Consider the following 20,829-nt stretch of genomic DNA (forward strand, 5'->3'; position numbering starts at 1 on the left):
TGCCCTTCGTCCTGGTCCGGCGCTGCGCCCCGGGCTGTCCTCAGATGCGTCGATCATCGCTCATGTGGGTGATCCCGGGGGACCGTTCGCACTGCCGGTGTCAGGTCACCGTCAAAAAGGGGTCCCCTCGCCGCCCTCACGGGCCGGTGCGATCCCGTGAGGTCGGCTGACAGACAGCCTGCCGGGACTGGACACTTGTCACCTGCCCGATGCGACGGGCGAGCACGGACGGACGATGCGCCTTCCTCGGGAACGGGGTGGGCGGGTGACAGGGGGTACGGGGAATGGCAGGGTCGGGTGCGCGAAGCCTGTCCAGAGGGGCGTTGATTCGGCAGCGCGCGAAGGCGCGGTTCGTCGGCCGGCGTGCGCAGTTGGCTCTGTTCACGGAGAACCTGTCGAAGGACCCGCTCGCCGAGGACGATCCGGCGGAGTTCCTCTTCCACGTGCGTGGTGTGGGCGGGGTGGGGAAGTCCACGCTGCTGCGGCAGTGGCAGGACGCGGCCAGGCGCGCGGACGCGGTGACGGCGATGGTGGACGAGAACGACGTCCACGGGGTGCGACAGGCCCTGACCGAGCTGACCAGACAGCTGGCGGAGCAGGCGGGCCCGTGCAAGGACTTCGACCGGGCCGTCGAGCAGTACCGGCGTGAGCAGGCGGCACTGGTCGAACCGATGGCGCTGGAGGGCGAGGCCTCGGTGTCGAGCCGCGTCGTGACGCAGGCCGCGCTGGGCGCCGTCTCGCTGATCCCGGGAGCCGGTGTCGTCACCGCCCTGGCGAATCCCGAGGCGGCAGCCCAGGGGCTGGACCGCGTGCGGGCGGCGTCCCGGTCCCGTGTCCAGCGGCGCGGTGCCGGGGGCGACGAGGCCGGGCTGAGCCGTGCCTTCGTCTCGGAGCTGGAGCGCCTGTGCCGGCGCCACCGGTGGGTGGTCCTGTTCTTCGACACGTGGGAGCAGAACGCCGGGTACTTGGACGAGTGGCTGCTGAGCACGCTGGACGAGGAGTTCGGCCCGGTCCCGGTGAACGTCATCGTCGTGCTCGCCGGCCGCGACGAGCTTTCCGAGCGGGGGTGGGCACCGCTGCGGGATCAGGTCGCGGACGTACCGCTGGAAGTCTTCACCGAGGCGGAGACCCGCTCGTTGCTGACGACGCGTGGCGTCACCGACCCGAGAGTGGTGGAAGCGGTGCTGCGGCTCTCGTTGGGGCTGCCGCTGCTCGTGGACCTCCTCGCCCTGGCCCGCCCTCACACCGTCGACGACGTCGACGAGGGCGGACACGTCGCGGACGTGGCCGTGGAACGCTTCGTGCAGTGGATCACGGATCCGGAACAGCGTGATGCCGTACGGGCGGGGGCGTTGCCCCTGCAGCTGAACGAGGACGTCTTCCAGGCCGCGGCCGGGCCCGAAGCACCGGGACTGTGGGAATGGCTGTGCCGGCAGCCGTTCGTCAGCGGCCGCAGCGACTTCAAGCATTACCACGCGGTGGTGCGGGCCAGCATGGTGCGTCAACAGCGCACGCATTCGCCTCAGGCCTGGACCTCGACGCATCTCCGCCTGGCCGACACGCACGCCGCCTGGCGGGTCTCCGTCGAGGAACGCCTCGCCGAGGCGCAGCCGTGGGAGAACGCCGCATGGCGTCGGCACCGTCTGGACGAGACGTACCACCGGCTGTGCGCCCACCCGGGAACGTATCTTCAGCAGGCCGTGGAAGAGGTCGTCCATGCCGCGGGCCAGGACACGGCCGTACTACGGCACTGGGTCGAGAGCATCGAGCAGGCCGGGAACGACACGGCCGACGCGGCGCTCATCAGCTGGTCGGAGCGGCTCCGGGAAGCGCTCCTCTCCGACGAGCCCGCTCTCCGGTGCCTCAGCCTGCTGCTCGCCCGCGGCCAACTGACCGCCGACGGCCGGAGCTGGGCCCACACCCATCGCGGCAACCTCCTCTACCTCGCCGACCAGGACGAAGAGGCGCTCGTCGAGTTCGACCAGGCCCTCGCCGCCGACGCGGACAACGCCCACGCCTGGGCACGGCGCGGGGAGACCCACTGCTGGCTGGGCCACTACGACGAGGCCGTCACCGACCTCACGACCGCCCTGCGACTCGACCCCACCGACGCCAGGGCACTCGCCCACCGCGGTGACGTGCACCGGCAGGCGGGCCGCTACGACCAGGCCATCACCGACTTCACGGCCGCACTCGAACTCGACCCCACAGTGCCGTGGGCACACGCCCACCGCGGTGAAGCGCACCGGCAGGCGGGCCGCCACGACCAGGCCATCACCGACCTCACCGCCGCACTCGAACTCGACCCCACCAACGCCTGGGCACTCGCCTCGCGCGGCGAAGCACACCGCCAAGCGGGCCGCTACGACCAGGCCATCACCGACCTCACCGCCGCACTCGAACTCGACCCCGCCTACCTCTGGGCTCTCGCCTCCCGCGGCCAAGCGCATCGGCAGGCGGGCCGATACGACCAGTCCATCACCGACCTCACGGCCGCACTCGAACTCAACCCCACGTACGACTGGGCACTCGCCAACCGCGGCGAAGCACACCGGCAGGCGGGCCGCTACGACCAGGCCGTCACCGATTTCACGGCCGCACTCGAACTCGACCCCACCCACGCCTGGGCACTCGCCAACCGCGGCGAAGCACACCGGCAGGCGGGCCGCTACGACGAAGCCGTCACCGACCTCACCGCCGCGCTCGAACTCGACCCCACCTACGCCTGGGCACTCGCCAACCGCGGCGAAGCACACCGGCAGGCGGGCCGCTACGACGAAGCCGTCACCGACCTCACCGCCACACTCGAACTCAACCCCACCTACGCCTGGGCACACGCCACCCGCGGCCAAGCACACCGCCAAGCAGGTCGCTACGAGAGGGCGCGCCTGGACCTGGAGCAGGCCGTCGAGGCGCACCCCGAGGATCTCTCCTGCGCGTTCGAGAAGCTCATGCTCGACGTCCTGCAAGAGCGGATCGAAACAGGTACGGAGCAGTGGGAACAGCGGTTCGCCTCTCTGTCGAGCCCACAGGATGCCGCCGACATCAGGTTCCTGGCGCTGTTCAAGGCCTTGCTCTTCGAGTCGGAGGCTCGTGTACGCGAGACGACCGCAGCCGTCCTCTCCTCACAACCGGACCGTGAGGACATCACCTATGCGCTGGAGTATCTGACCGAACTGTCAGCCGTGGGAGGCGAGGTGTCCGACCGCGTACGCCTGTGCCATGACCTGATGGTCGGTCGCGCCTCGGCGTGAGGCGTCCGGGGCCGCAGCCGGGCGGACGTCCGGACGCGGGGACGGAGGCGGCTCCCGGAGCGAAGATGCGGCGCACAGGAGATCCGGGCGCGCTGACCGCCGCCCGCGATCAGGGCGTTGACGGAGGCCATCGGGTCGCCGCCCACCTGCCGGGCGAGCAGCGCGCCGAGCACCAGCGGGCCGAGGACGACCGCGAGGGCCCCACCGGTGGCGGTGACGTGCTGGAGGGGGCGGGTGCGCCGGGCGTCGAAGGTCATGGTCACAGTCCACCAGCGGGCGGGCGGGCGCCGTATCGGTCGAGGTACTCAGGTGTGTGTACGCGGCTACTCAGTCGCTCGCGCGGAGTTCACCCGAGGGGTCCCGGGCGAACGTCTCTTCGGCGATCCTCGGGGACGACGGACGCGACGAGGCGTTCCCGGGGCAGACCATGGAAGGCGGGACGACCGTGACGATGGAGATGGCGGAGACGGCGGGGAGTCGGGAAGCGGTCGTGCTGGTGGTGCAGCACGAGGAGGAGGCCGGTCCGGGGCTCGTCGGCGAGCACCTCGTACGGACCGGCCTCCGGCTCGACGTGGTGCGGGCCTGGGAGGGCGAGGCGCTCCCGGCCGGCTTGAGCGGACACGCCGGGCTGTTGGTGCTCGGCGGGTCGGTGAACTGCGAGGACGACGCAGCCGCTCCGTGGCTGCCCGGGGTCCGGTCGCTCGTCCGGGAGGCCGTGAACGGGGAGATACCCCTGCTCGGGATCTGCCTGGGCGGCCAGATCGTCGCCCACGCCCTGGGCGGCTCGGTCACGACGCGCCCCCAGGGTCGGAGTTGGGTGCCGTACCGCTGCGGAGGCTGCCGACCACGGCGGGAGACCCCGTGCTCGGCGAGGTGCGGGACGGGACCCCGGCGGCGCAGTGGCACTGGGACGAGGTGGACCGGCTGCCGCCCGGCGCGGTCCCGCTGCTCACCGGGGACGACTGCCCGCACCAGGCGTTCCGGGTCGGGAGCGCCTGCTGGGCGGTGCAGTTCCACCCGGAGGTGGGCGGGGAGGCGGTCGCGGTGTGGGCGGCCGCGGACGACGAGTACGTACGAGAGGCGGGCGCCGATCCGGAGGCCGTGGTGAATGCGGTGAGGGACGTGGAACCCGAACTCCGCAGGGGCTGGGGCGCCGTGTCGGAGGCCTGGGGTGCGGTGGTCCTGGCGTTCGCCGCCACCGCGGCGATCACCACCGTCCTCGACATCCCCGCCGCCCGCAGCCTCTGATCCACAGCCCCGGGGCGCCTCCGCGCGCATGAGACCGGGTACTCATTCTCCGGTGAGTGACTGCCCGGCGCGTCCGCTTGGCCGGGCGGGGTCGCTGGGGTTGCTTGAGCGGGCGGCCGTACCGTACGAGCACGCACCCGAGAACGAAGGAGACCGCCGCCATGGCCGACTACCGGATCGAGACCGTCCGCACCGGGTACCGGAACTGGACCGCCCGTAACGACCGGGGCGCGGAGGTCCGGATGGCCGCCGCCGACGACGCCGACGCGCAGCCCGCGTTCACGCCCGTCGAGTTGCTGCTCGCGGCGATGGGCGGCTGCGGTGGGCTCGTCGTGGACAGGACCGCGCGGGCCGTGGACCACGAAGACCTCACGATCGTGGTCGAGTCGGTCTCCGGGCCCGAGGACGACGGCCGGGTGGGCCGTATCCGGGTCAGCTACGAGTTCGAGCTGCCGGACAACAACCCGAAGGCGGCCGAGGTGTTCGCCCGCGGGGTGCGTCTGACGCACGAGAAGTTCTGCACGGTGAGCCGGACCGTGGAGCACGGCGCGCGCGTGGAGGCGATCCTGCCGGACGGCACGGTCGGCTTCGAGGGCTGATTCCCACCGGTGTCCGGACCGCCGGGGGTCATTCCTCGATCGCGCCGCCGATCCGGCGCAGATGCTGCCGGAAGGTGTACGAGGGGTCCTCGGCCCGGCCCGCCAGATAGGCGTCGAACCGGGTCTGCGTCCGGAGCGTCTCCCCCGCCCTGATCCGGCGGGCCTGTTCCCGTTCCGTATCGAACAGGGTGCGGGCCACGTCGAGCACGGCGTCCACGCGGGCGGCCGTCACGAAGAGCACGCCGTCGTCGTCGGCGAAGACGACATCGCCGGCGGTCACCTCGTGCCCGCCGAACCGGGCGGTGGTCAGCGCGTCCGGGTCCCGGGGGTCGAGACGTACGGGGCCGGGCGCGTGACGTCCGTACGAGAAGACGGGCAGCCCGATCTCGACGAGGTCGGGGGTGTCCCGGTGCAGGCCCCAGACGACGACCCCGGTGACGCCCGCCGCCTCGGCCTCCAGGACGGCGAGGTCGCCGACGCAGGCCTCGTCGTGGCGGCCCGCGTTGTCGATGACGAGGACGTCGCCGGGCTCGGCCAGGGTGAACGCCTCCAGGAAGACGTCGACGCTTCCACAGTGCCGTGCGGGCAGCGCGCGGCCGGCCACCCGCTGCCCGGCGACGACGGGCAGGATCCCGGTGGGCGCGGCGCGCAGCGGTTCCCCCAGGCGCACGCACGCGTCGGCGACGAGGGGCGTGGAGAGGTCCTCGAACTTCTTCAGCATCGGCGTTCCGTTCTGTGACGGATGGCGGTACGGCGGGCTGCGCGATGCTATCGGGCGGGCGGGCAGGCGCCTCACGGGCAGGTACCCCGGGCGGGTGAGCCGGGCCACCCGCGGCCGGGCGCCCCGGGCAGGTGGGCGCCTCCCGCGGACGGGCGCACAGGGCGGGTGGGCGGGCTCCCGCGGACATACACCCGGGTGGCCGCCTGGCGTGCGGCCGGACCCCGACCTCCCTACGATGAAGGCATACCTCTCTCCGGATTGAGGGACCAATGGCCGCAGAGGATTCCGCACCCGAAGGCCGACCCCCGGGTCTGAAGGCCAATGCGATCGGGTTCGTCGACGCCCTCGTCATCGGGCTCAACTCCACCTCCCCCGCGTACTCCCTGGCCGCCGTCATCGGCCCGATCGTCGCGCTCGCCGGGATCTACGCGCCCGGCGTGATGTTCGCGTCCTTCGTCCCGATGCTGCTCATCGCTTCGGCGTTCTACTACCTGAACAAGGTGGACCAGGACTGCGGTACGACGTTCTCCTGGGTCACGCGCGCGATGGGCCCGTGGGCCGGGTGGCTCGGCGGCTGGGCCATCGCGATGACCGGTGTCCTGGTCGTCGGTTCACTCGCCGATGTGGCCGTGAGCTTCGCGCTCCTCTCCGTCGGCCTCGACAGCTGGGTGGACAACGCCTTCGTACGGCAGTCCCTCACCGTGCTCCTGATCCTGGTGATGACGGCCGTCTGCGTCATCGGCACCGAGCTGTCGGCCCACGTGCAGAACGTCCTCATCCTGGCGCAGGTCGCCTTCCTGCTGATCTTCGTGGGTGTGGCGCTGTACAAGGTGTACGACGGCACGAGCGCGTACGACTCCGTCGAACCCTCCCTCAGCTGGCTGAACCCCTTCGGCGCCGGAGGCGCGGCGCTGACCGGCGGGCTGCTGCTCGGCGTGTTCATCTACTGGGGCTGGGAGTCGGCGGTCAATCTCACCGAAGAGGTCAAGGACTCCGCGACCGCCCCCGGCAAAGCAGGCCTCTGGTCGACCGTCATCCTGCTGGTCACCTACGTGTCCGTGGGCTTCGCGGTCGTCGCCTACGCCGGTCCGGCGTTCCTCGCGGAGAACGCGGGCGAGGAGGAGTTCATCTTCGCCCAGCTCGCCACCGATGTACTGGGCGGATGGGACTGGGTCCTGCTGCTCGCCGTCTCCACCTCCGCCATCGCCTCCACGCAGACGACGATCATCCCCGCGTCGCGGACCGCCCTGTCCATGGCCCGCCGCCGGGCCCTGCCCGCGCACTACGCGCACATCAGCCCGCGCTTCCGCACCCCCGACGTGAGTACGTGGTGGGTCGCCGGCATCGCCATCGCCTGGTACCTGGTGGTCAACCAGATCAGTACCAACGCCCTCTTCGACTCGCTCACCGCGCTCTCGCTGCTCATCGCCTTCTACTACGCGCTCACGGGCATCGCGTGCGCGGTGTACTACCGGCGCCATCTCTTCGAGAGCGTCCACAACTTCCTGTTGATCGGCCTCGGCCCGCTGGTCGGTGCCGGTCTGCTGACCTGGCTCCTGGTGAGGTCGGTCTCCGACATGTCCGATCCCGCGAACTCGTACAGCGGCACCTCGTGGTTCGGCCTCGGGCCGCCGCTCGTCATCGGTATCGGCATCGCCCTCACCGGGGTGCTCGTCATGATCGTGTGGCGGCTGCGGTCGCCCGTCTTCTGGGAGGAACGCCCGGGCGTGGCCGACCCCGACCTCGTGCACGGCACCAAGGGGCGCTGAGATGTCGGTCGTCCTCGGTTACGACGAATCCCCCGGCGCCGCCCGCGCGTTGCGGATCGCGGTCGAGGTGGCCGCCGCGTTCGACGAGCAGCTGGTGCTGGTCTACGGCGCCGCGGCGCCCGGCCCCCTGGGCGAGGAGTACCGGTCCCACTACGAGGCCATCCGCCAGAGCGGCCGCGCGGGCCTCGAACACGCGGTCACGGAGGCCGATCGGGCGGGCGTCCCGACCGTCGTCGAGGTGCTCGACGAGAAGCCGGCCCAGGCCCTGATAGACGCGGCGACCCGCCACGCGGCCCGCGTCATCGTGGTGGGCAGCTGGGGCGAGAGCCCGATGCGCGGCGCACTGCTCGGTTCCACTCCTCACAAGCTCCTGCACATGTCGTCCGTGCCCGTGCTGTGCGTTCCGCCGGAGGAGTGACGCGGAGGGCCGGAACGCACATGGGGGCGGCGGACCCGGCGAGGAAGCGGCGGCGGCTGGACATCGGGGGCTCCTTGGGCGGGACGGCGAGCGCGAGGGTCGACGGCGTGCCAGGGGCGAACGAGGGCCTGTCGTAGCGCCCCTGGCATCCGGTCGATCATCGGCTCGCCCGCCCCGGCGGACCATGCACAGCGCATGAAGAACGTGTGACACGGCCCGGCCGGCCCGGCCTCCCCTCCTTCGGGTCAGTCGAGCCAGAGCTCGCGGACCTGGGTCAGCGGGTCCTTCGCGATCCGGGGTTCCGCGTCCCAGATCATCGTGGCGCGTCCCTCCGTGCTGTAGCGGGGCCAGTCGGCGCCCGGGTCCTGGTCGGTCACGAAGGCGACCCAGGCGCGGTGCATCGCGTCGGCGAGCGCGCGCGGCGGTGTGTCCCCGGCGACGGCCGGGACTCCCTCGGCGCCTAGGAGGTCGAAGGCGAACGGCAGGTCCACGCAGTGGAAGGCGAGGCCGACGGCCGGCGAGCGCCAGGTGAACTCGTAGAGCCAGGTGGGCCTTTCGCGTGCGGCGCGGGCGTCGGCGACGGCGAGGTTCGGGGCGCGGAAGGTCGCGTCGGTCAGGGCCTGGCCGAAGAGCCGTTCCGGGCCGCCCTCCGCGTACGCCTCCGCGAGGGCGTCGGCCCTGGTGGGTTCGAGGCCGAGGCCGCCGAGGAGGACGGGCAGCGGCGGGCCGTCCGGGCCGGGCGCGGGGAACATCGTGAACTCGTGCTCGGTGAAGCCGAGCATCAGCGGGACGTCCGCGCCCGCCTCGCCCGTGGTGAGCGCTTCGAGGACGGGCAGGGGGATCAGTTCTCCGTCGGCGAAGGGGGCGAAGGACAGCAGGGGCGGCAGGCCCTCGCGGTCGGGGCCCGGCTCGTTCATGCGGTCCTGGAGGGCGAGGATCTCGTCGTCGCCGAGGTCGCGGAGGGCGGCGGCGGTGGCCGGGATGCCGGTGCGGGAGGTGAGGAGCCGGGAGGCGGCGTGGGCGGCCTCCGGGCCGTCGGGCCGCGGGACGGCGCCGGAGACGGAGAGCGCACCGCGGAACAGGCCCTCGGCGGCGGGCACGGCGAGGAGGGTCTGGACGGCGCCGCCGCCCGCGGACTGTCCGGCGACGGTGACCTTGGCGGGGTCGCCGCCGAAGGCCGTGATGTTGTCCCGCACCCATTCCAGGGCGGCGATCCAGTCCCGTACGCCCCGGTTGTCGGGGGCGTCCTCCAGGTGCAGGAAGCCCTCGATGCCGAGCCGGTAGCCGACCGAGACGAGGACGACGCCGTCCCGGTTGAACGCGGCCCCGTCGTACCAGGGGCTGGCCGCCGAGCCCGCGACGTAGCCGCCGCCGTGGATCCAGACGAGGACGGGCAGCGCGGCGGCGGGGTCGGTGCCGGGGGTGAAGACGTTGAGGTTGAGGACGCCGGCGCCCGGGATCGAGGGCTCGGGGATGGTGGTGATCTCGGCGAAGGGGCGGCGCTGGGCCGTCGGCCCGTACGCCGTGGCGTCCAGCGGCTCCGACCAGGGCTCCGGCGGTACGGGCGCGGCGAACCGCAGGTCGCCGACGGGCGGCCGCGCGTAGGGGATGCCGAGGAAACGCAGGCTGCCGTCGGCGCGGCGCTCGCCGCGGACGGGCCCGCGGGCGGTGGTGACGGTGGTGTCTGCGGTCACTGCGGTGCCGGTGCTGCCGGTGGTGCTCATGGGTGCTGCTCCTTCTGCGCGGGGGCACACGAAGCCCGGGGCACGACCCTGCCACCGGTCACTTACACGTGTCAACATCCGTCACGCGCGTCACCCCACGCGCCTCTCCCCTGGGCAGCAGCAGCGGTGTCGCGAGCAGCAGGACACCCGCCAGGCCGATCGCCGCCCTGGGTCCGACGGCGGCCGCGAGGAGCCCCCAGAGCGCGGTCAGGGCCGCGACGGAGGTCTTCGCCGTGACGGACCAGGCGGTGAGGGTACGGGCGACCCGGTCGGTCTCCGTCAGGTCGAGGCGGTGGGCGGCGAGCACCGGGGTGAACACGGCGGAGCAGGTGATCAGCGCCAGCTCGACCGCCATCACGAGCACCAGCCCCGAGACCCCTGAGTGGACGAGGACCAGCCCGACGGGCCAGCAGGCGCGGAGCACGCCCGAGGTCCACAGGACCCGGTGACGGCCGTACCGCACGACGAGCGGCCGGGAGAGCCGTGAGCCGACGAGCCCGCCGACGCAGGGCACCGCGAAGGCGAGCCCGTACTGCCAGGGGGCGAACCCCAGCGGCCCCAGCATGAGGACGGCGAGGAGGGGTGCGGTCGCCATGATGAGACCGTTGACCAGCACGGAGTTGAGGAACAGCGGGCGCAGAACGGGCTGGGCGAGGATGTGCCGCCACCCTTCGAGAAGGTCGCCGGCCCTCATCCCCGCCCCCTCCCTGCGCGCGGGGCGGGGCTCGCGCCCCTTGATCGCGCGGATGCCCGCCGCCGAGAGCAGATAGCTCAGGGCGTCGACCAGCACGGTCGCCGCCGGGCCGAGGAGGGCGACCAGAGCGCCACCGAGCGGCGGTCCGAGGACGGTCGCGGTCCAGGTCGTGGATTCGAGCCGGGCCTGCGCGACGAGCCGGCCCTCCGCCGGTACGAGCGCCTTCAGACAGGCACCGGAGGCCGCGCCGAAGGTGATGTCCGCCGCGGCGACGACCACGGAGACGACGAGGAGCTGGGCGAAGGCGAGCCGGTCGAGCGCGTACGCGACGGTGACGCTCAGCATCGCCGCGCACCGCACTAGGTCCATGGCGATCATCACGGGCCGCTTGCGGCGGAATTCCACCCAGGGGCCGAGCGGCAGCGCGACCGCCGCGCCGACGGCGGCTCCCACGGCGGCCAGCGCCGCCACTTCGGCGGAACCCTTGTGGAGCACGGTGATCGCGAGCAGCGGGAGGGCGTTGAAGGCGACCCAGGTGCCCAGGGTTCCGGCGGCGTACGACGCCCACAGCCATCCGAAGTCCCGCCCGAGGGACACCCCGCGGTCCCGCCCCGAGGACACTCCGCCCGCCATGCCCGTACCCCTCTCGCCGGCCGGCCGCACCATCACGGACCGCCGTCCGCCATCAAAGCGAGCCGAGGACGCGCAGATCAAACAACCGCGGGAGCCGGACGGCACAACCCGTGGTTGTCGGTCAAGACACCCCCTAGGGGGTGTCTTGTCGATCAGGCCGGATCAGGGAGCGGCGGCTGGTGTATGGGGTCTCCCCAGGCCCGCAGGGGCCGAGGGGACGCATCGCAAGGCGGAGGAGGGAGGCATGGCGGAGCCATGCCGACCGACGACAACGCGGCGAGGCGCGGTGCCAGGCGTCGCGAGCCCGGCCTGATCGACAAGACACCCCCTAGGCTGCACGGCGTGGATCTCGAAGCCGTACGCACCTTCCTCGCCGTCGTGGACTCGGGCCGGTTCCGGGAGGCCGCCGACGAGCTGTCGATCACCCAGCAGGCCGTGTCCAAGCGGGTCGCCGCGCTGGAGAGGGAGCTCGGTGTGCGGCTGCTCGACCGGACCGCTCGCGGGGCGGAGCCGACGATCGACGGGCAGGCGTTCCTGCCGCACGCGCGCGCCCTGCTCCATGCCGAGGCGCGCGCCGTGGCCTCCGTGCGTCCGGGGCGGCGGGCGCTGCGGGTGGACGTGCTCGGCCGGCGCCTCGCGCCCGCGGCGCTGCTCCAGGGCTTCCACCGGGCGTTTCCGGAGGTCGAGCTGGACGTCGTGACGCTCTTCGACGCGGACGCGGCCGTCGCCGCCCTCCGCGCCGGGACGATCGACGCGTCCTTCCGGGCGGTCACCATGCCCGGCCGACGGCTGCCCGAGGGAATCGAGGCGTTGCCGGTCCTGGACGAGCCGCTCCAGCTCCTGACGGGTCCGGCGCACGTGCTCGCGGGGGCGCGTGCCGTCACGCCCGAGGGGCTCGTCGGGCACCGGATCTGGATTCCGGGCATCGTCAGCGGGACCGAGTGGGCCGCCTACTACGCCGACCTCGCCGCCGCGTTCGGTCTCACGATCGAGGTGACGGGCCCGGACTTCGGCACCGAGCCGCTGCTCGACACCGTCGCGGACACCCCCGAGCTCGCGACCTTCGTCGGTGCGCGGACCCGCCTGGTCTGGCCCGAGGGCCACGGCCTGCGACGCGTCCCCGTGCACGGGCCGACTCCGGTCTATCCGCACTTCTTGCTGTGGGCCGTGGACAATCCGCACCCCGCGCTGCTCACACTCCGAGCCCACCTCGCCGCCTCGCCCGAGGCCCCCGGGTCCGCCGTGTCCGCCGACCGGGACGGCGATGTCTGGACCCCGTCCTGGGCCCGGCCCAGGGAGCGTCGCCCGCTCCCAGAGCCGGTCCGGTCGCCGGACACCCCCTAGACTTGAGGGACTCGTACCGCAGGTCAGGTCCAGGGGGAAGGCGGCCGGTGATGAGATGGGACGCCGATGCCGTGGTGGGGGTGCTCGTCGTCCTGCTCGGTGCGGGGCTCATGACCGCCGGTGTCCTCTGGAAGGGGCGGGCGGTACGGCCGTTCGCCGCCTCACGCGCGCGTTCCGTGGCCCAACGGGACTACGCCCGTGATCTGCAGCGGGCGGCCGACCATGTGATCGCGGTGGCCCGCCGGTCCGCCGGCGCGGGTGAACCGGCGATCGTCACCGTCGAGGCCGTGGTGCGGACCACACAGGAGCGCTACGGCTACGCCGGGGTGGAGCGGCGGCACGCGGCGGCGGCCCTCCGCCGCAGATACGAGCAGGGGCGCTGCGCGGTCGACTGCGTCACCGACGCCTACGGCTGAACTTCCGTCTCCGGTACGGGCGTTCCCTGGTGGTAGTACATCCGCAGCCCCGTGCCGGGCGGTGCGGCGGGGTCCCGGCGCCAGAGCGAGCTGCGCCTGGCCCTGTGGCCGTCGTGGAGCGTCTCGTACGTGAGGTGGACGAGGCCGGGTGCGAGCAGCGTCCCCGAGAGGGCGCTGGGCTCATAGCTCGGTCCGTCCTCCCGAGCGCCGGACATCTCGGGGAGCGCGGCGAGCATCTCCTCGTACGTCCAGCGCCGGCCGGATGCGCCGACCTCGATGAACTCGGGGTCGAGCAGTGCCGCGGCGCCCGCCCGGGAGACGCGTACGGCCGGGTCCAGGAGCGCCAGTTCACCGGCGACGGCCTCGGCGATGTCGGGGTCGTCGGTGGTTCCGAAGCCGGTCATCGGTGTCACTCCCCCGTCGTGCCGTCGAGGCGTTCGCGCAGCAGGTCGGCGTGGCCGTTGTGGCGTGCGTACTCCTCGATCATGTGGGCGAGTACGTAGCGCACGGAGTACGTCTCGCTCTCGCGGGTTCCGGTGACGTCGAGGGAGTCGGCCGCGGCGACGATCGCGCGGGCGCGCGCGCATTCCTCGCGCCAGACGGTGAACGCCTCGTCGACGTCGGCCTCGTCCACGTCGAAGTCGGCCCAGTCGGTGGAGCCCGGGGGCGTCCAGGGACTGCGGCTCGACTCGCCGTTGAGAACGTTGCGGAACCAGCCGCGCTCGACCTCGGCCGCATGGCGGACGAGACCGAGCAGCGAGAGGCCCGAGGGGGCGATCGCCCGGTCCTTCAGCTGCTCCGGCGCGAGCCCCTCGCACTTCAGGGCGAGGGTGTCGCGCTGGAAGTCGAGCATGGCCGTGAGGACGGCGCGCTCGTCCCCTGCGTACGGCACGGACGTGCGGTGATCTTGGATCGTCATGGGTGCATTGTGCCGCCGTCCACGGCCGGTGGCCCGGGATTTTCCCGGGCCACCCTCGCACGGAAGGGTCTACTCGAAGGCGGCGGCGGCCTCCTTGAGCGCGTCGGCGACGGCCTCGGGCGCGTCGGGGCCGGGGGCTCCGGGGCGGTACGTGACGGACTTCAGGCGGCCGGTGAAGCGGAAGGACCGATGGCGTTCGAAGAGCGGCCAGGAGACGGGGGACTTGCGGTCGACGCCGATGCTGATGCCCTGGAAGGGGGCCATGCCGATGAGCTGGTGCACGCTGTCGGGGGCGGCGCGGTGCTCGCCGTCCACGGTGATCGTGAACCGCCAGCGCAGTCCCTCCTCGGCCGTGGCGGCGAGGAGGATCTCGTGCGGGCCGGGGCCGAGGGGGCCCGCGTCGGTCTCGTGGAGGGTTCCGTACTCGTTGTACGCGAGGGCGAGCCGGCCGTTCTCGACGTACAGGCTGTAGCCGCCGCCCTGGTCGCCGTGGGAGACGAGGACGCCGTCCCCGGTCTCGTCGACGGCCACGGCGATCTCGAAGGAGCGCAGCGAGACGAGCCGGGAGGAGCGGTAGCGCTCCAGCTCGGGGGTGCCGGGCAGCAGGGTGAGGGGGCGGGTGAGGCGCTCCTCGGCGGGGTTGCGGCGGGCGAGGGCTCCGCTGTGGTCGGGCAGCGGGAAGACTCCGTTGCGCCAGGCGGCGTCCTCCCAGGCCGCGGAGAGTTCCTTGACGAGTTCGGGGTGGGCGGCGGCGAGGTCGTGGATCTCGGTGGGATCGGTACGGATGTCGTACAGGGCCCATTCGGAGTCGTCATAGGGGGTGCCGGGCCGGTGGAGGGTGACGAGCTTGTGGCCGTCGCGGTAGTGGCTGCGGTTGCCGGTCATCTCGCAGTACTGCTCGGGGTGGGTGGAGTCGTGGGCGGGGTCGGCCAGGACGGGGGTGAAGCTGGTGCCGTCCGGATCCTGGAGCGGGACGCCCCGGCGGCTCTCGGGCCGGGTGAGACCGGCGAGTTCGAGGAGGGTGGGGGCGATGTCGGTGACGTACTGGTACTGGGGGCGCAGGCCACGCGAGAGCCGGCCGTCCCTGACGCCTTCGGGCCAGGAGAGGACGAACGGCACGCGGACGCCGCCCGCGTAGGTGTGGCCCTTGTACAGGCGGAAGGGGGTGTTGGAGGCCATGCCCCAGCCGCGGGGGTAGTGGACGAGGCTGCGGGGGCCGCCGATGAGCTCGGGGTCGCGGTCGACGTCGGGGTCCCAGTCGCCGGGGAGACGCGGATGGTGGACGAAGCGGCTGAAGTACGAGCGGGTGCCCTCGGCACCGCCCTCGCCGGTGCCGCCGTTGTCGGAGGTGAAGACGATGACGGTGTTGTCGAGTTCACCGAGGGCGGCGAGGGTGTCGGTGAGCCGGCCGAGGTTCTGGTCGATGTTGTCGACGAGGGCCGCGTACACCTCCATGTAGCGGGCATTGAGCCGTTGCTGATCTTCCGTCAGGGAGTCCCAGGCGGGTACGTCGAGTCCGGCCTCGCTGTTGCGAGCGGGGAGTTCGGTGCCGGGCGGGAAGAGGCCGGCGGCCAGCTGGTCGGCGAAGCGTCGCTCGCGCAGGACGTCCCAGCCCTCGTCGTAGCGGCCGCGGTGGCGGGCGATGTCCTCGGCCTTGGCCTGGAGAGGGCCGTGGACGGCGTTGTGGGCGAGGTAGAGGAAGAAGGGCTTGTCGGGCTCGTGGGCGCGCAGCGACTTCACCATGGAGATCGCCTCGTCGGTGATGTCGTCGGTGTAGTAGTAGTCGTCGGCGAACTCGTCGACGTCGAGGGGGCTGTTGTCCCGGACGAGCTGGTGCGGGTGGAAGAGGCTGGTGAGGCCCTCCAGGACGCCGTAGTACCGGTCGAAGCCCTTCTGGAGGGGCCAGTTGACGCGGTCGTTCGCCGCGTTGGAGGCGGAGTCGCGGACGAGGTGCCACTTGCCGACGGCGTAGGTGGCGTAACCGGCGTCGTGGAGGAGTTCGGCGAGCGTGGGGATGTCGTCGGCGATCTCCATGCCGTAACCGGGGAAGCCGGGGTCGGAGTTGGCGACCATGGCGTAGCCGACGCGGTGCGGGTTGAGGCCGGTGAGCAGGGCGGCGCGGGCCGGCGAGCAGAGCGGCATGGTGTGGTAGTTGGTGAGCCGGACGCCCTCGTCGGCGAGTCGGTCGAGGACGGGCGTGGGGATCTCGGATCCGAACGGTCCGATGTCGCTGAAGCCCATGTCGTCGACGAGGACGACGACGATGTTGGGGGCCTTGGCGGGCGGGGTGGTGCGGGTGGGCCAGGCGGGCTCGGACTCGGCGAAGGTACGGCCGACGCGCCCCGCGAATCCCTCGTAGGGGTCGCGCCTGGTGGCGGCGGCAGGCGGTCCGTCGTGCCGGGGGCCGTCGGTCCGGGTGGCTTCGCGTGGGGTGCCGGTGGTCATGCGGGGGCGGGTCCTTCCGGGGGCAGCGAGCGGGCGACGCGGAAGCCGCCGTGGCCGGTCGAGGAGTCGGGGGTGTTGTGGGAGCGGGCGGCGACCCGGTAGCGGTTGCAGTAGGAGGCGTGGCAGAGGTAGGAGCCGCCGCGGATGACGCGCTCGGGGGCCTGGCCGGGCGTCGGACTCTCCCCCGGCCCGAAGGGGTCGGCGCACCACTCCCAGACGTTGCCCGAAGTGTTGTGGAGGCCGTACCCGTTGGGGGCGTACGCGGTGACGGGCACGGTGCCGATGTGGCCGCCGGGCCGCTCGGAGCGGTGCGGGAAGGTGCCGAGCCAGGTGTTGCACATCTCCCGGCCGCCGGGGGTGAAGTCGTCACCCCAGGGGTAGCGGGCGCCGTCGAGGCCGCCGCGGGCGGCGTACTCCCATTCGGCCTCGGTGGGCAGCCGGACCCCGGCCCAGGCGCAGTAGGCGAGGGCGTCGTCGTGACTGATGTGGACGACGGGGTGGTCGGCGCGGCCTTCGAGGCCGGAGCCGGGGCCCTCCGGGGCGTGCCAGGCGGCGCCGCTGACGCCGAGCCACCAGGGGGCCTGCGGGACGGCGCCGAGGACGTGGCGTTCGGCGGAGGGGTGGAGCAGCAGGTGGAAGACGAAGGAGGAGCCGAAGCGTTCGGCGTCGGTGCGGTGTCCGGTGGCCTCGACGAACTCGGCGTAGCGGGCGTTGGTGACGGCGGTGGCGTCGATCGCGAACGGGGCGACGGTCACCTCCCGTACGGGTCCTTCGTGGTCGGCCGGGTAGCCCTCGCCGAAGGCGTCGCCCATGCGGAAGGTCCCGCCCGGCAGCTCCACCATGGGGTGGAGCCGCGGGGCGGTCCGTACGGTGGGCGACGGGAGGAGCGCGAAGGTCTCCGGACGGCCGGTGCCGGCCGTGCAGCCACGGCCCGGGGTGCAGCAGGCGCTCATACGGACACCGCCTCGGCCGGGTGCGGTACGAGCGGCCGGGCCGTAACCGGTACGGGATCGGGCGCGGCGGCGAGCAGCGCGCGCGTGTAGGGGTCGCGGGGGTGCTCGCACAGCTCGTCGGCGCCACCGGTCTCCACGATCCGCCCCTCGTGCATCACGGCGATGCGGTGGCTGACCTGGCGCACGACGGCCAGGTCGTGGGCGATGAAGACGAGGGCGAGACCCAGGTCGCGCTGGAGATCGGTGAGCAGGCCGACGATCTGGGCCTGGACGGAGACGTCGAGCGCCGAGACGGGTTCGTCGCAGATGAGGACGTCCGGTTCCGGGGCGAGGGCGCGGGCGATGCCGACGCGCTGGCGCTGGCCGCCGGAGAACGAGCGGGGGTGCCGGTCGGCGGCGGCCGGGTCGAGGCCGACGAGACGGAGGAGTTCCGCGACGCGGGCGGGGCGCTCCCGGGGGGTGCCGATCCCGAAGGCCCGTAGCGGCTCGGCGACGATCTCCCCCACGGTCATACGGGGGTTGAGGGAGGCGTACGGGTCCTGGAAGACCATCTGCACCCGGCGGCGTACGGAGTGCAGTTCGATGCGGCCGGGGCGGGTGACGTCCCGGCCGTCCAGGAGGATCCGGCCCGTGTCGGCGGGGTGGGCGTGGGCGAGGACCCGGGCGAGGGTCGACTTGCCGGAGCCGGACTCGCCGACGATCCCGAGGGTCTCCCCGGCCGCGAGGGTGATCGAGACGCCGTCCAGGGCGGTGAAGCGGCGGCGGCGGCTCTTGTACGCCTTGTGCACGTCCTCGGCGGCCAGGACGACGGCTCCGGGTGCGGGGCGGTCGATCCGGGCGGGCGGCGGGGGCGGTGGCAGCGGTTCGGTGCGTTCGGAGGCGGGCAGGCAGGCGGCGCGGACGGTTCCGCCGACGGCGACGAGCGGCGGGGAGGTGGTGAGGCAGCGGTCCTCGGCCAGGGCGCAGCGGGCGGCGAAGGCGCAGCCGGCGAGCGGGAGGCTCAGGTCGGGCGGAGTGCCGGGGATGCCGGTCAGACGGGTGCCGGAGGGGGCGGAGAGCCGGGGCACGGCGGCGAGGAGGCCGGCGGTGTAGGGGTGACGGGGGTGGGTGAGGACTTCGGCGGTGGGGCCGTCCTCGACGACCGTGCCTCCGTACATGACGAGGACGCGCGCGCAGGCGCGGGCGACGACGCCCATGTTGTGGGTGATGAGGACGACTGCGGTGCCGGTGGTACGGGTGAGCTCGCCGAGGAGGGTGAGGATCTCATCCTGAACGGTGGCGTCGAGGGCGGTCGTCGGCTCGTCGGCGAGGAGGACGTCGGGTTCGCCGGCGAGGGCCATGGCGATGAGGACGCGCTGGCGCTGGCCGCCGGAGAACTGGTGCGGGTGGTCGTCGAGACGCCGCTCGGGGTCCGGGATGCCGACGAGGCCGAGGAGCTCGACGGCGCGGGCGCGCCGGGCCGCTTTGTCGCGTCCCGCGCGGGGTGTGGCCTTGTCGCGTCCCGCGTCGACGCGTCCCGCGTGGGCGCGGAGCACCTCGTCCAGGTGGCGGCCGACGGTGAGGACGGGGTTCAGGGCCGTCATCGGGTCCTGGAAGATCATGCCGATGCGGACTCCCCGTACGGCCCGGAGCCGGTCCTCCCCGGCTGTGACGAGGTCCTCGCCGTCGAGCCGGACCGAGCCGCCGCTGATCCGGCCGGTGCCGGGCAGCATCCCGAGCAGGGCGAGGGCGGTGGTGGACTTGCCGGATCCGGACTCGCCGACGACGGCGAGGGTCTCGCCCCGGCGCAGCGTGAACGACACGTCCCGGACGGCACGCAGTCGCCCGCCGGCCGGGGTGGTGAACTCCACGTCGAGGCCTTGGACTTCGAGGAGCGGTGGGGTTGTCATCGGCGTATCTCCCGGTTCAGTGCCTCGGCGGTCAGGGAGAGGCCGAGGACGAGCGCGGTCACGGTCACGAGCGGTCCGGCGGCGAAATGCGGGGCCTGGGCGAGATAGGGCATGGACTGGCTGAGGACGGCTCCGAGGGTGGGTTCGGGGGGCCGGACGCCCACGCCGAGGAAGCTCATCGCGCCTTCGATGAAGACGGCGACGGTGAGGGAGACGGCGATCTGGACGACGAGCGGGTCGGCGGCGTTGGGCAGGATGTGCCGGGTGAGGATCCGGCCGCCCGAGATGCCGCCGACGCGGGCGGCCGTCACGTACTCCCGGCCGCGCTGCACGAGGATCCCGGTGCGCAGGAGCCGCCCGAAGACGGGGATCTCGGCGAGCGCGATGACGAGGATCACGGGGAGCCGGCCGGGGCCGAGGACGGCGGTGACGGCAAGCGCGAGGATCAGTCCGGGGAAGGCGAGGATCAGGTCGAAGGTGCGCTGGACGACGGTGTCGGCGATCGGGTGGGCAGCTGCCGCCAGGGCGAGGAGGCAGCCGAGGGCGGCGCCGAGCGGCACGGCGACGACGATGATGCCGAGGTCCGCGCGGATGCCGTGGAGCAGCCGGGCGAGGAGGTCGCGGCCCAGGTCGTCGGTGCCGAGCAGATGGCCGGCGGTGCCGGGCGGGGCGAGCGCCAGGCCGCTCTGGTCGGTGGGGCCGTGTCCGGCGAGGAGCGGCGCGAGGAGTCCGGCGAGGACGACCAGGCCGACGAGGGCGAGTCCGGTGCGGCCGCGGGCGGTGGCGAGAGCGGCCCGGTAGGGGTGGCGGGCCTTGTGGGCGTGCGGCGGGTGGGCCGTTGTCTGGGTGGTCATGGGTCACTCCCACCTGATCCGGGGGTCGAGCCAGGCGTGGACGAGGTCGGTGAGCAGCTGGACGAGGACGAAGACGGTGACGAGGAGCAGCAGGAGGTCCTGGACGACGGGGTAGTCGCGGCGGACCAGGGCCTGTTCGGCGAGCTGGCCGAGGCCGGGCCAGGCGAAGATCGCCTCGACGAGGACGGCGCCGCCGAGGAGGTGGCCGGTCTGCATGCCGAGGAGGGTGACGACGGGCGGGAGGGCGTTCGGCAGGGCGTGGCGCCAGAGGAGGCGCCGGGGGGCGACGCCGGCGGCGGTGGCGGTGCGGACGTAGTCCTCGGCGAGGGCGCGTTCGATGCCGTCCTTGAGGTAGCGGCCGAGGACGGCGGCGCTGGGCAGGGCGAGGCAGAGGGCGGGCAGCAGTAGGTACTGGACGCCGAGGTCGGGTGCGGTGAGCAGCGGGACGCGTCCGCCCGGGGGCAGGACGCCGAGGACGACGGCGAAGAGGAGGACGAGGAGGACGCCGGTGACGAAGGGCGGCACGGCGAGCGCGGCGGTGGTGAGGATCCGTACGGCCGCGCCGACCCAGCGGTTGCGGGAAGTCGCGCCGAGGATGCCGAGGGCGACGCCGAGGACGACGACGAACAGCAGTGCGCCGAGGGTGAGTTCGACGGTGGCGCCGAGTCCTTCGCCGATGAGGTCGGCGGTCTGTCCGCCGATCGCGTAGGACGGTCCGAGGTCTCCGGTGAGGAGGTCGCCGATCCACTGGAGGTACTGGGTGTGCAGCGGGGCGTCGAGTCCGAGGCGGGCCCGGATGGCCGCCTCGGTCCCGGGGCTCGCGTCGGGCCCCGCGAGGACGGCCGCGGGGTCGCCGGGGACGAGCCGGAGGACGGCGAAGGCGACGAAGGAGGCGACGAGGAGGACGAGGAGGGCGGAGGGGAGTCTCCGCAGCAGGTAGCCGCGCATC

General features: G+C 73.0%; 17 protein-coding genes and 1 pseudogene. 8 read left to right on the forward strand and 10 right to left on the reverse strand.

Features of this window, described 5'->3' with window-relative positions:
• Positions 1-371 precede the first annotated feature (371 nt).
• From OG514_RS34345 to OG514_RS34355, 4 genes and pseudogenes are all read left to right on the forward strand, one after another.
• Positions 372-3,254 (forward strand): tetratricopeptide repeat protein, encoded by a 2,883-nt coding sequence (locus OG514_RS34345; protein ID WP_323181674.1) that lies wholly within the window; start codon positions 372-374, stop codon positions 3,252-3,254.
• 457 nt (positions 3,255-3,711) lie between these two features.
• Positions 3,712-4,044, forward strand: a pseudogene (locus tag OG514_RS39540) (type 1 glutamine amidotransferase); the annotation flags it as partial.
• Between the two features lie 23 nt (positions 4,045-4,067).
• A complete protein-coding gene (locus OG514_RS34350; RefSeq protein WP_266901417.1) occupies positions 4,068-4,502 on the forward strand; it encodes a type 1 glutamine amidotransferase in 435 nt (144 codons plus the stop codon).
• 161 nt (positions 4,503-4,663) lie between these two features.
• Complete coding sequence (locus tag OG514_RS34355) at positions 4,664-5,101, forward strand: OsmC family protein (protein ID WP_266901419.1); 438 nt, start codon at positions 4,664-4,666, stop codon at positions 5,099-5,101.
• Positions 5,102-5,129: 28 nt separating this feature from the next.
• Here OG514_RS34355 and OG514_RS34360 read toward each other — a convergent pair whose 3' ends face one another.
• Complete coding sequence (locus OG514_RS34360) at positions 5,130-5,822, reverse strand: RraA family protein (RefSeq protein ID WP_266901421.1); 693 nt, start codon at positions 5,820-5,822, stop codon at positions 5,130-5,132.
• Positions 5,823-6,091: 269 nt separating this feature from the next.
• Here OG514_RS34360 and OG514_RS34365 point away from each other — a divergent pair, with 269 nt between their 5' ends.
• Positions 6,092-7,591 carry an APC family permease gene (locus OG514_RS34365; RefSeq protein ID WP_266901423.1) on the forward strand — a complete coding sequence of 500 codons (1,500 nt, stop codon included), beginning with the start codon at positions 6,092-6,094 and terminating at the stop codon, positions 7,589-7,591.
• A 1-nt stretch (position 7,592) separates the two neighbouring features.
• Positions 7,593-8,009 (forward strand): universal stress protein, encoded by a 417-nt coding sequence (locus tag OG514_RS34370; protein WP_266901425.1) that lies wholly within the window; start codon positions 7,593-7,595, stop codon positions 8,007-8,009.
• A 245-nt stretch (positions 8,010-8,254) separates the two neighbouring features.
• Here OG514_RS34370 and OG514_RS34375 read toward each other — a convergent pair whose 3' ends face one another.
• Together OG514_RS34375 and OG514_RS34380 are read right to left on the reverse strand one after the other, a co-directional pair.
• A complete protein-coding gene (locus OG514_RS34375) occupies positions 8,255-9,733 on the reverse strand; it encodes a carboxylesterase/lipase family protein (protein WP_266901427.1) in 1,479 nt (492 codons plus the stop codon).
• A 58-nt stretch (positions 9,734-9,791) separates the two neighbouring features.
• A complete protein-coding gene (locus tag OG514_RS34380; RefSeq protein ID WP_266901429.1) occupies positions 9,792-11,060 on the reverse strand; it encodes an MFS transporter in 1,269 nt (422 codons plus the stop codon).
• Positions 11,061-11,402: 342 nt separating this feature from the next.
• On the opposite strand from OG514_RS34380, the gene OG514_RS34385 reads away from it, so the two are divergent.
• Both OG514_RS34385 and OG514_RS34390 read left to right on the forward strand, forming a co-directional pair.
• Complete coding sequence (locus tag OG514_RS34385) at positions 11,403-12,404, forward strand: LysR family transcriptional regulator (RefSeq protein ID WP_266901431.1); 1,002 nt, start codon at positions 11,403-11,405, stop codon at positions 12,402-12,404.
• A gap of 50 nt (positions 12,405-12,454) precedes the next feature.
• Positions 12,455-12,820, forward strand: a complete 366-nt coding sequence (locus OG514_RS34390; protein ID WP_266901433.1) for a hypothetical protein — start codon at positions 12,455-12,457, stop codon at positions 12,818-12,820.
• Here OG514_RS34390 and OG514_RS34395 read toward each other — a convergent pair.
• From OG514_RS34395 to OG514_RS34425, 7 genes are all read right to left on the reverse strand, one after another.
• Complete coding sequence (locus tag OG514_RS34395; protein ID WP_266901435.1) at positions 12,811-13,224, reverse strand: nuclear transport factor 2 family protein; 414 nt, start codon at positions 13,222-13,224, stop codon at positions 12,811-12,813. The genes OG514_RS34390 and OG514_RS34395 overlap by 10 nt on opposite strands.
• Before the next feature lie 5 nt (positions 13,225-13,229).
• Positions 13,230-13,739: a DinB family protein gene (locus OG514_RS34400; protein WP_266901437.1), complete on the reverse strand. Its 510-nt coding sequence runs from the start codon at positions 13,737-13,739 to the stop codon at positions 13,230-13,232.
• A gap of 69 nt (positions 13,740-13,808) precedes the next feature.
• The gene (locus OG514_RS34405; protein WP_266901439.1) at positions 13,809-16,184 is read right to left on the reverse strand and encodes an arylsulfatase; all 2,376 of its coding nucleotides are present in this window, start codon (positions 16,182-16,184) and stop codon (positions 13,809-13,811) included.
• Complete coding sequence (locus OG514_RS34410; protein ID WP_266902275.1) at positions 16,181-17,026, reverse strand: formylglycine-generating enzyme family protein; 846 nt, start codon at positions 17,024-17,026, stop codon at positions 16,181-16,183. The genes OG514_RS34405 and OG514_RS34410 overlap by 4 nt, the downstream gene beginning before the upstream one ends.
• Positions 17,027-17,133: 107 nt before the next feature.
• Positions 17,134-19,026 carry an ABC transporter ATP-binding protein gene (locus OG514_RS34415; protein WP_266901441.1) on the reverse strand — a complete coding sequence of 631 codons (1,893 nt, stop codon included), beginning with the start codon at positions 19,024-19,026 and terminating at the stop codon, positions 17,134-17,136.
• Positions 19,023-19,880: an ABC transporter permease gene (locus OG514_RS34420; RefSeq protein WP_266901443.1), complete on the reverse strand. Its 858-nt coding sequence runs from the start codon at positions 19,878-19,880 to the stop codon at positions 19,023-19,025. The genes OG514_RS34415 and OG514_RS34420 overlap by 4 nt, the downstream gene beginning before the upstream one ends.
• Positions 19,881-19,883: 3 nt before the next feature.
• A complete protein-coding gene (locus OG514_RS34425; protein WP_266901445.1) occupies positions 19,884-20,828 on the reverse strand; it encodes an ABC transporter permease in 945 nt (314 codons plus the stop codon).
• Position 20,829 lies beyond the last annotated feature (1 nt).

It is taken from the genome of Streptomyces sp. NBC_00572 (genome assembly GCF_026341815.1).
Classification (GTDB): domain Bacteria; phylum Actinomycetota; class Actinomycetes; order Streptomycetales; family Streptomycetaceae; genus Streptomyces.

Excerpts from the sequence above, each read along its gene's own strand:
- OG514_RS34375 (WP_266901427.1), bottom strand. The coding sequence starts at position 9,733 with ATGAGCACCACCGGCAGCACCGGCACCGCAGTGACCGCAGACACCACC.
- OG514_RS34360 (WP_266901421.1), bottom strand. The coding sequence starts at position 5,822 with ATGCTGAAGAAGTTCGAGGACCTCTCCACGCCCCTCGTCGCCGACGCG.
- OG514_RS34420 (WP_266901443.1), bottom strand. The coding sequence starts at position 19,880 with ATGACCACCCAGACAACGGCCCACCCGCCGCACGCCCACAAGGCCCGC.
- OG514_RS34425 (WP_266901445.1), bottom strand. The coding sequence starts at position 20,828 with ATGCGCGGCTACCTGCTGCGGAGACTCCCCTCCGCCCTCCTCGTCCTC.
- OG514_RS34380 (WP_266901429.1), bottom strand. The coding sequence starts at position 11,060 with ATGGCGGGCGGAGTGTCCTCGGGGCGGGACCGCGGGGTGTCCCTCGGG.
- OG514_RS34355 (WP_266901419.1), top strand. The coding sequence starts at position 4,664 with ATGGCCGACTACCGGATCGAGACCGTCCGCACCGGGTACCGGAACTGG.
- OG514_RS34405 (WP_266901439.1), bottom strand. The coding sequence starts at position 16,184 with ATGACCACCGGCACCCCACGCGAAGCCACCCGGACCGACGGCCCCCGG.
- OG514_RS34390 (WP_266901433.1), top strand. The coding sequence starts at position 12,455 with ATGAGATGGGACGCCGATGCCGTGGTGGGGGTGCTCGTCGTCCTGCTC.
- OG514_RS34410 (WP_266902275.1), bottom strand. The coding sequence starts at position 17,026 with ATGGTGGAGCTGCCGGGCGGGACCTTCCGCATGGGCGACGCCTTCGGC.
- OG514_RS34395 (WP_266901435.1), bottom strand. The coding sequence starts at position 13,224 with ATGACCGGCTTCGGAACCACCGACGACCCCGACATCGCCGAGGCCGTC.
- OG514_RS34365 (WP_266901423.1), top strand. The coding sequence starts at position 6,092 with ATGGCCGCAGAGGATTCCGCACCCGAAGGCCGACCCCCGGGTCTGAAG.
- OG514_RS34415 (WP_266901441.1), bottom strand. The coding sequence starts at position 19,026 with ATGACAACCCCACCGCTCCTCGAAGTCCAAGGCCTCGACGTGGAGTTC.
- OG514_RS34400 (WP_266901437.1), bottom strand. The coding sequence starts at position 13,739 with ATGACGATCCAAGATCACCGCACGTCCGTGCCGTACGCAGGGGACGAG.
- OG514_RS34370 (WP_266901425.1), top strand. The coding sequence starts at position 7,593 with ATGTCGGTCGTCCTCGGTTACGACGAATCCCCCGGCGCCGCCCGCGCG.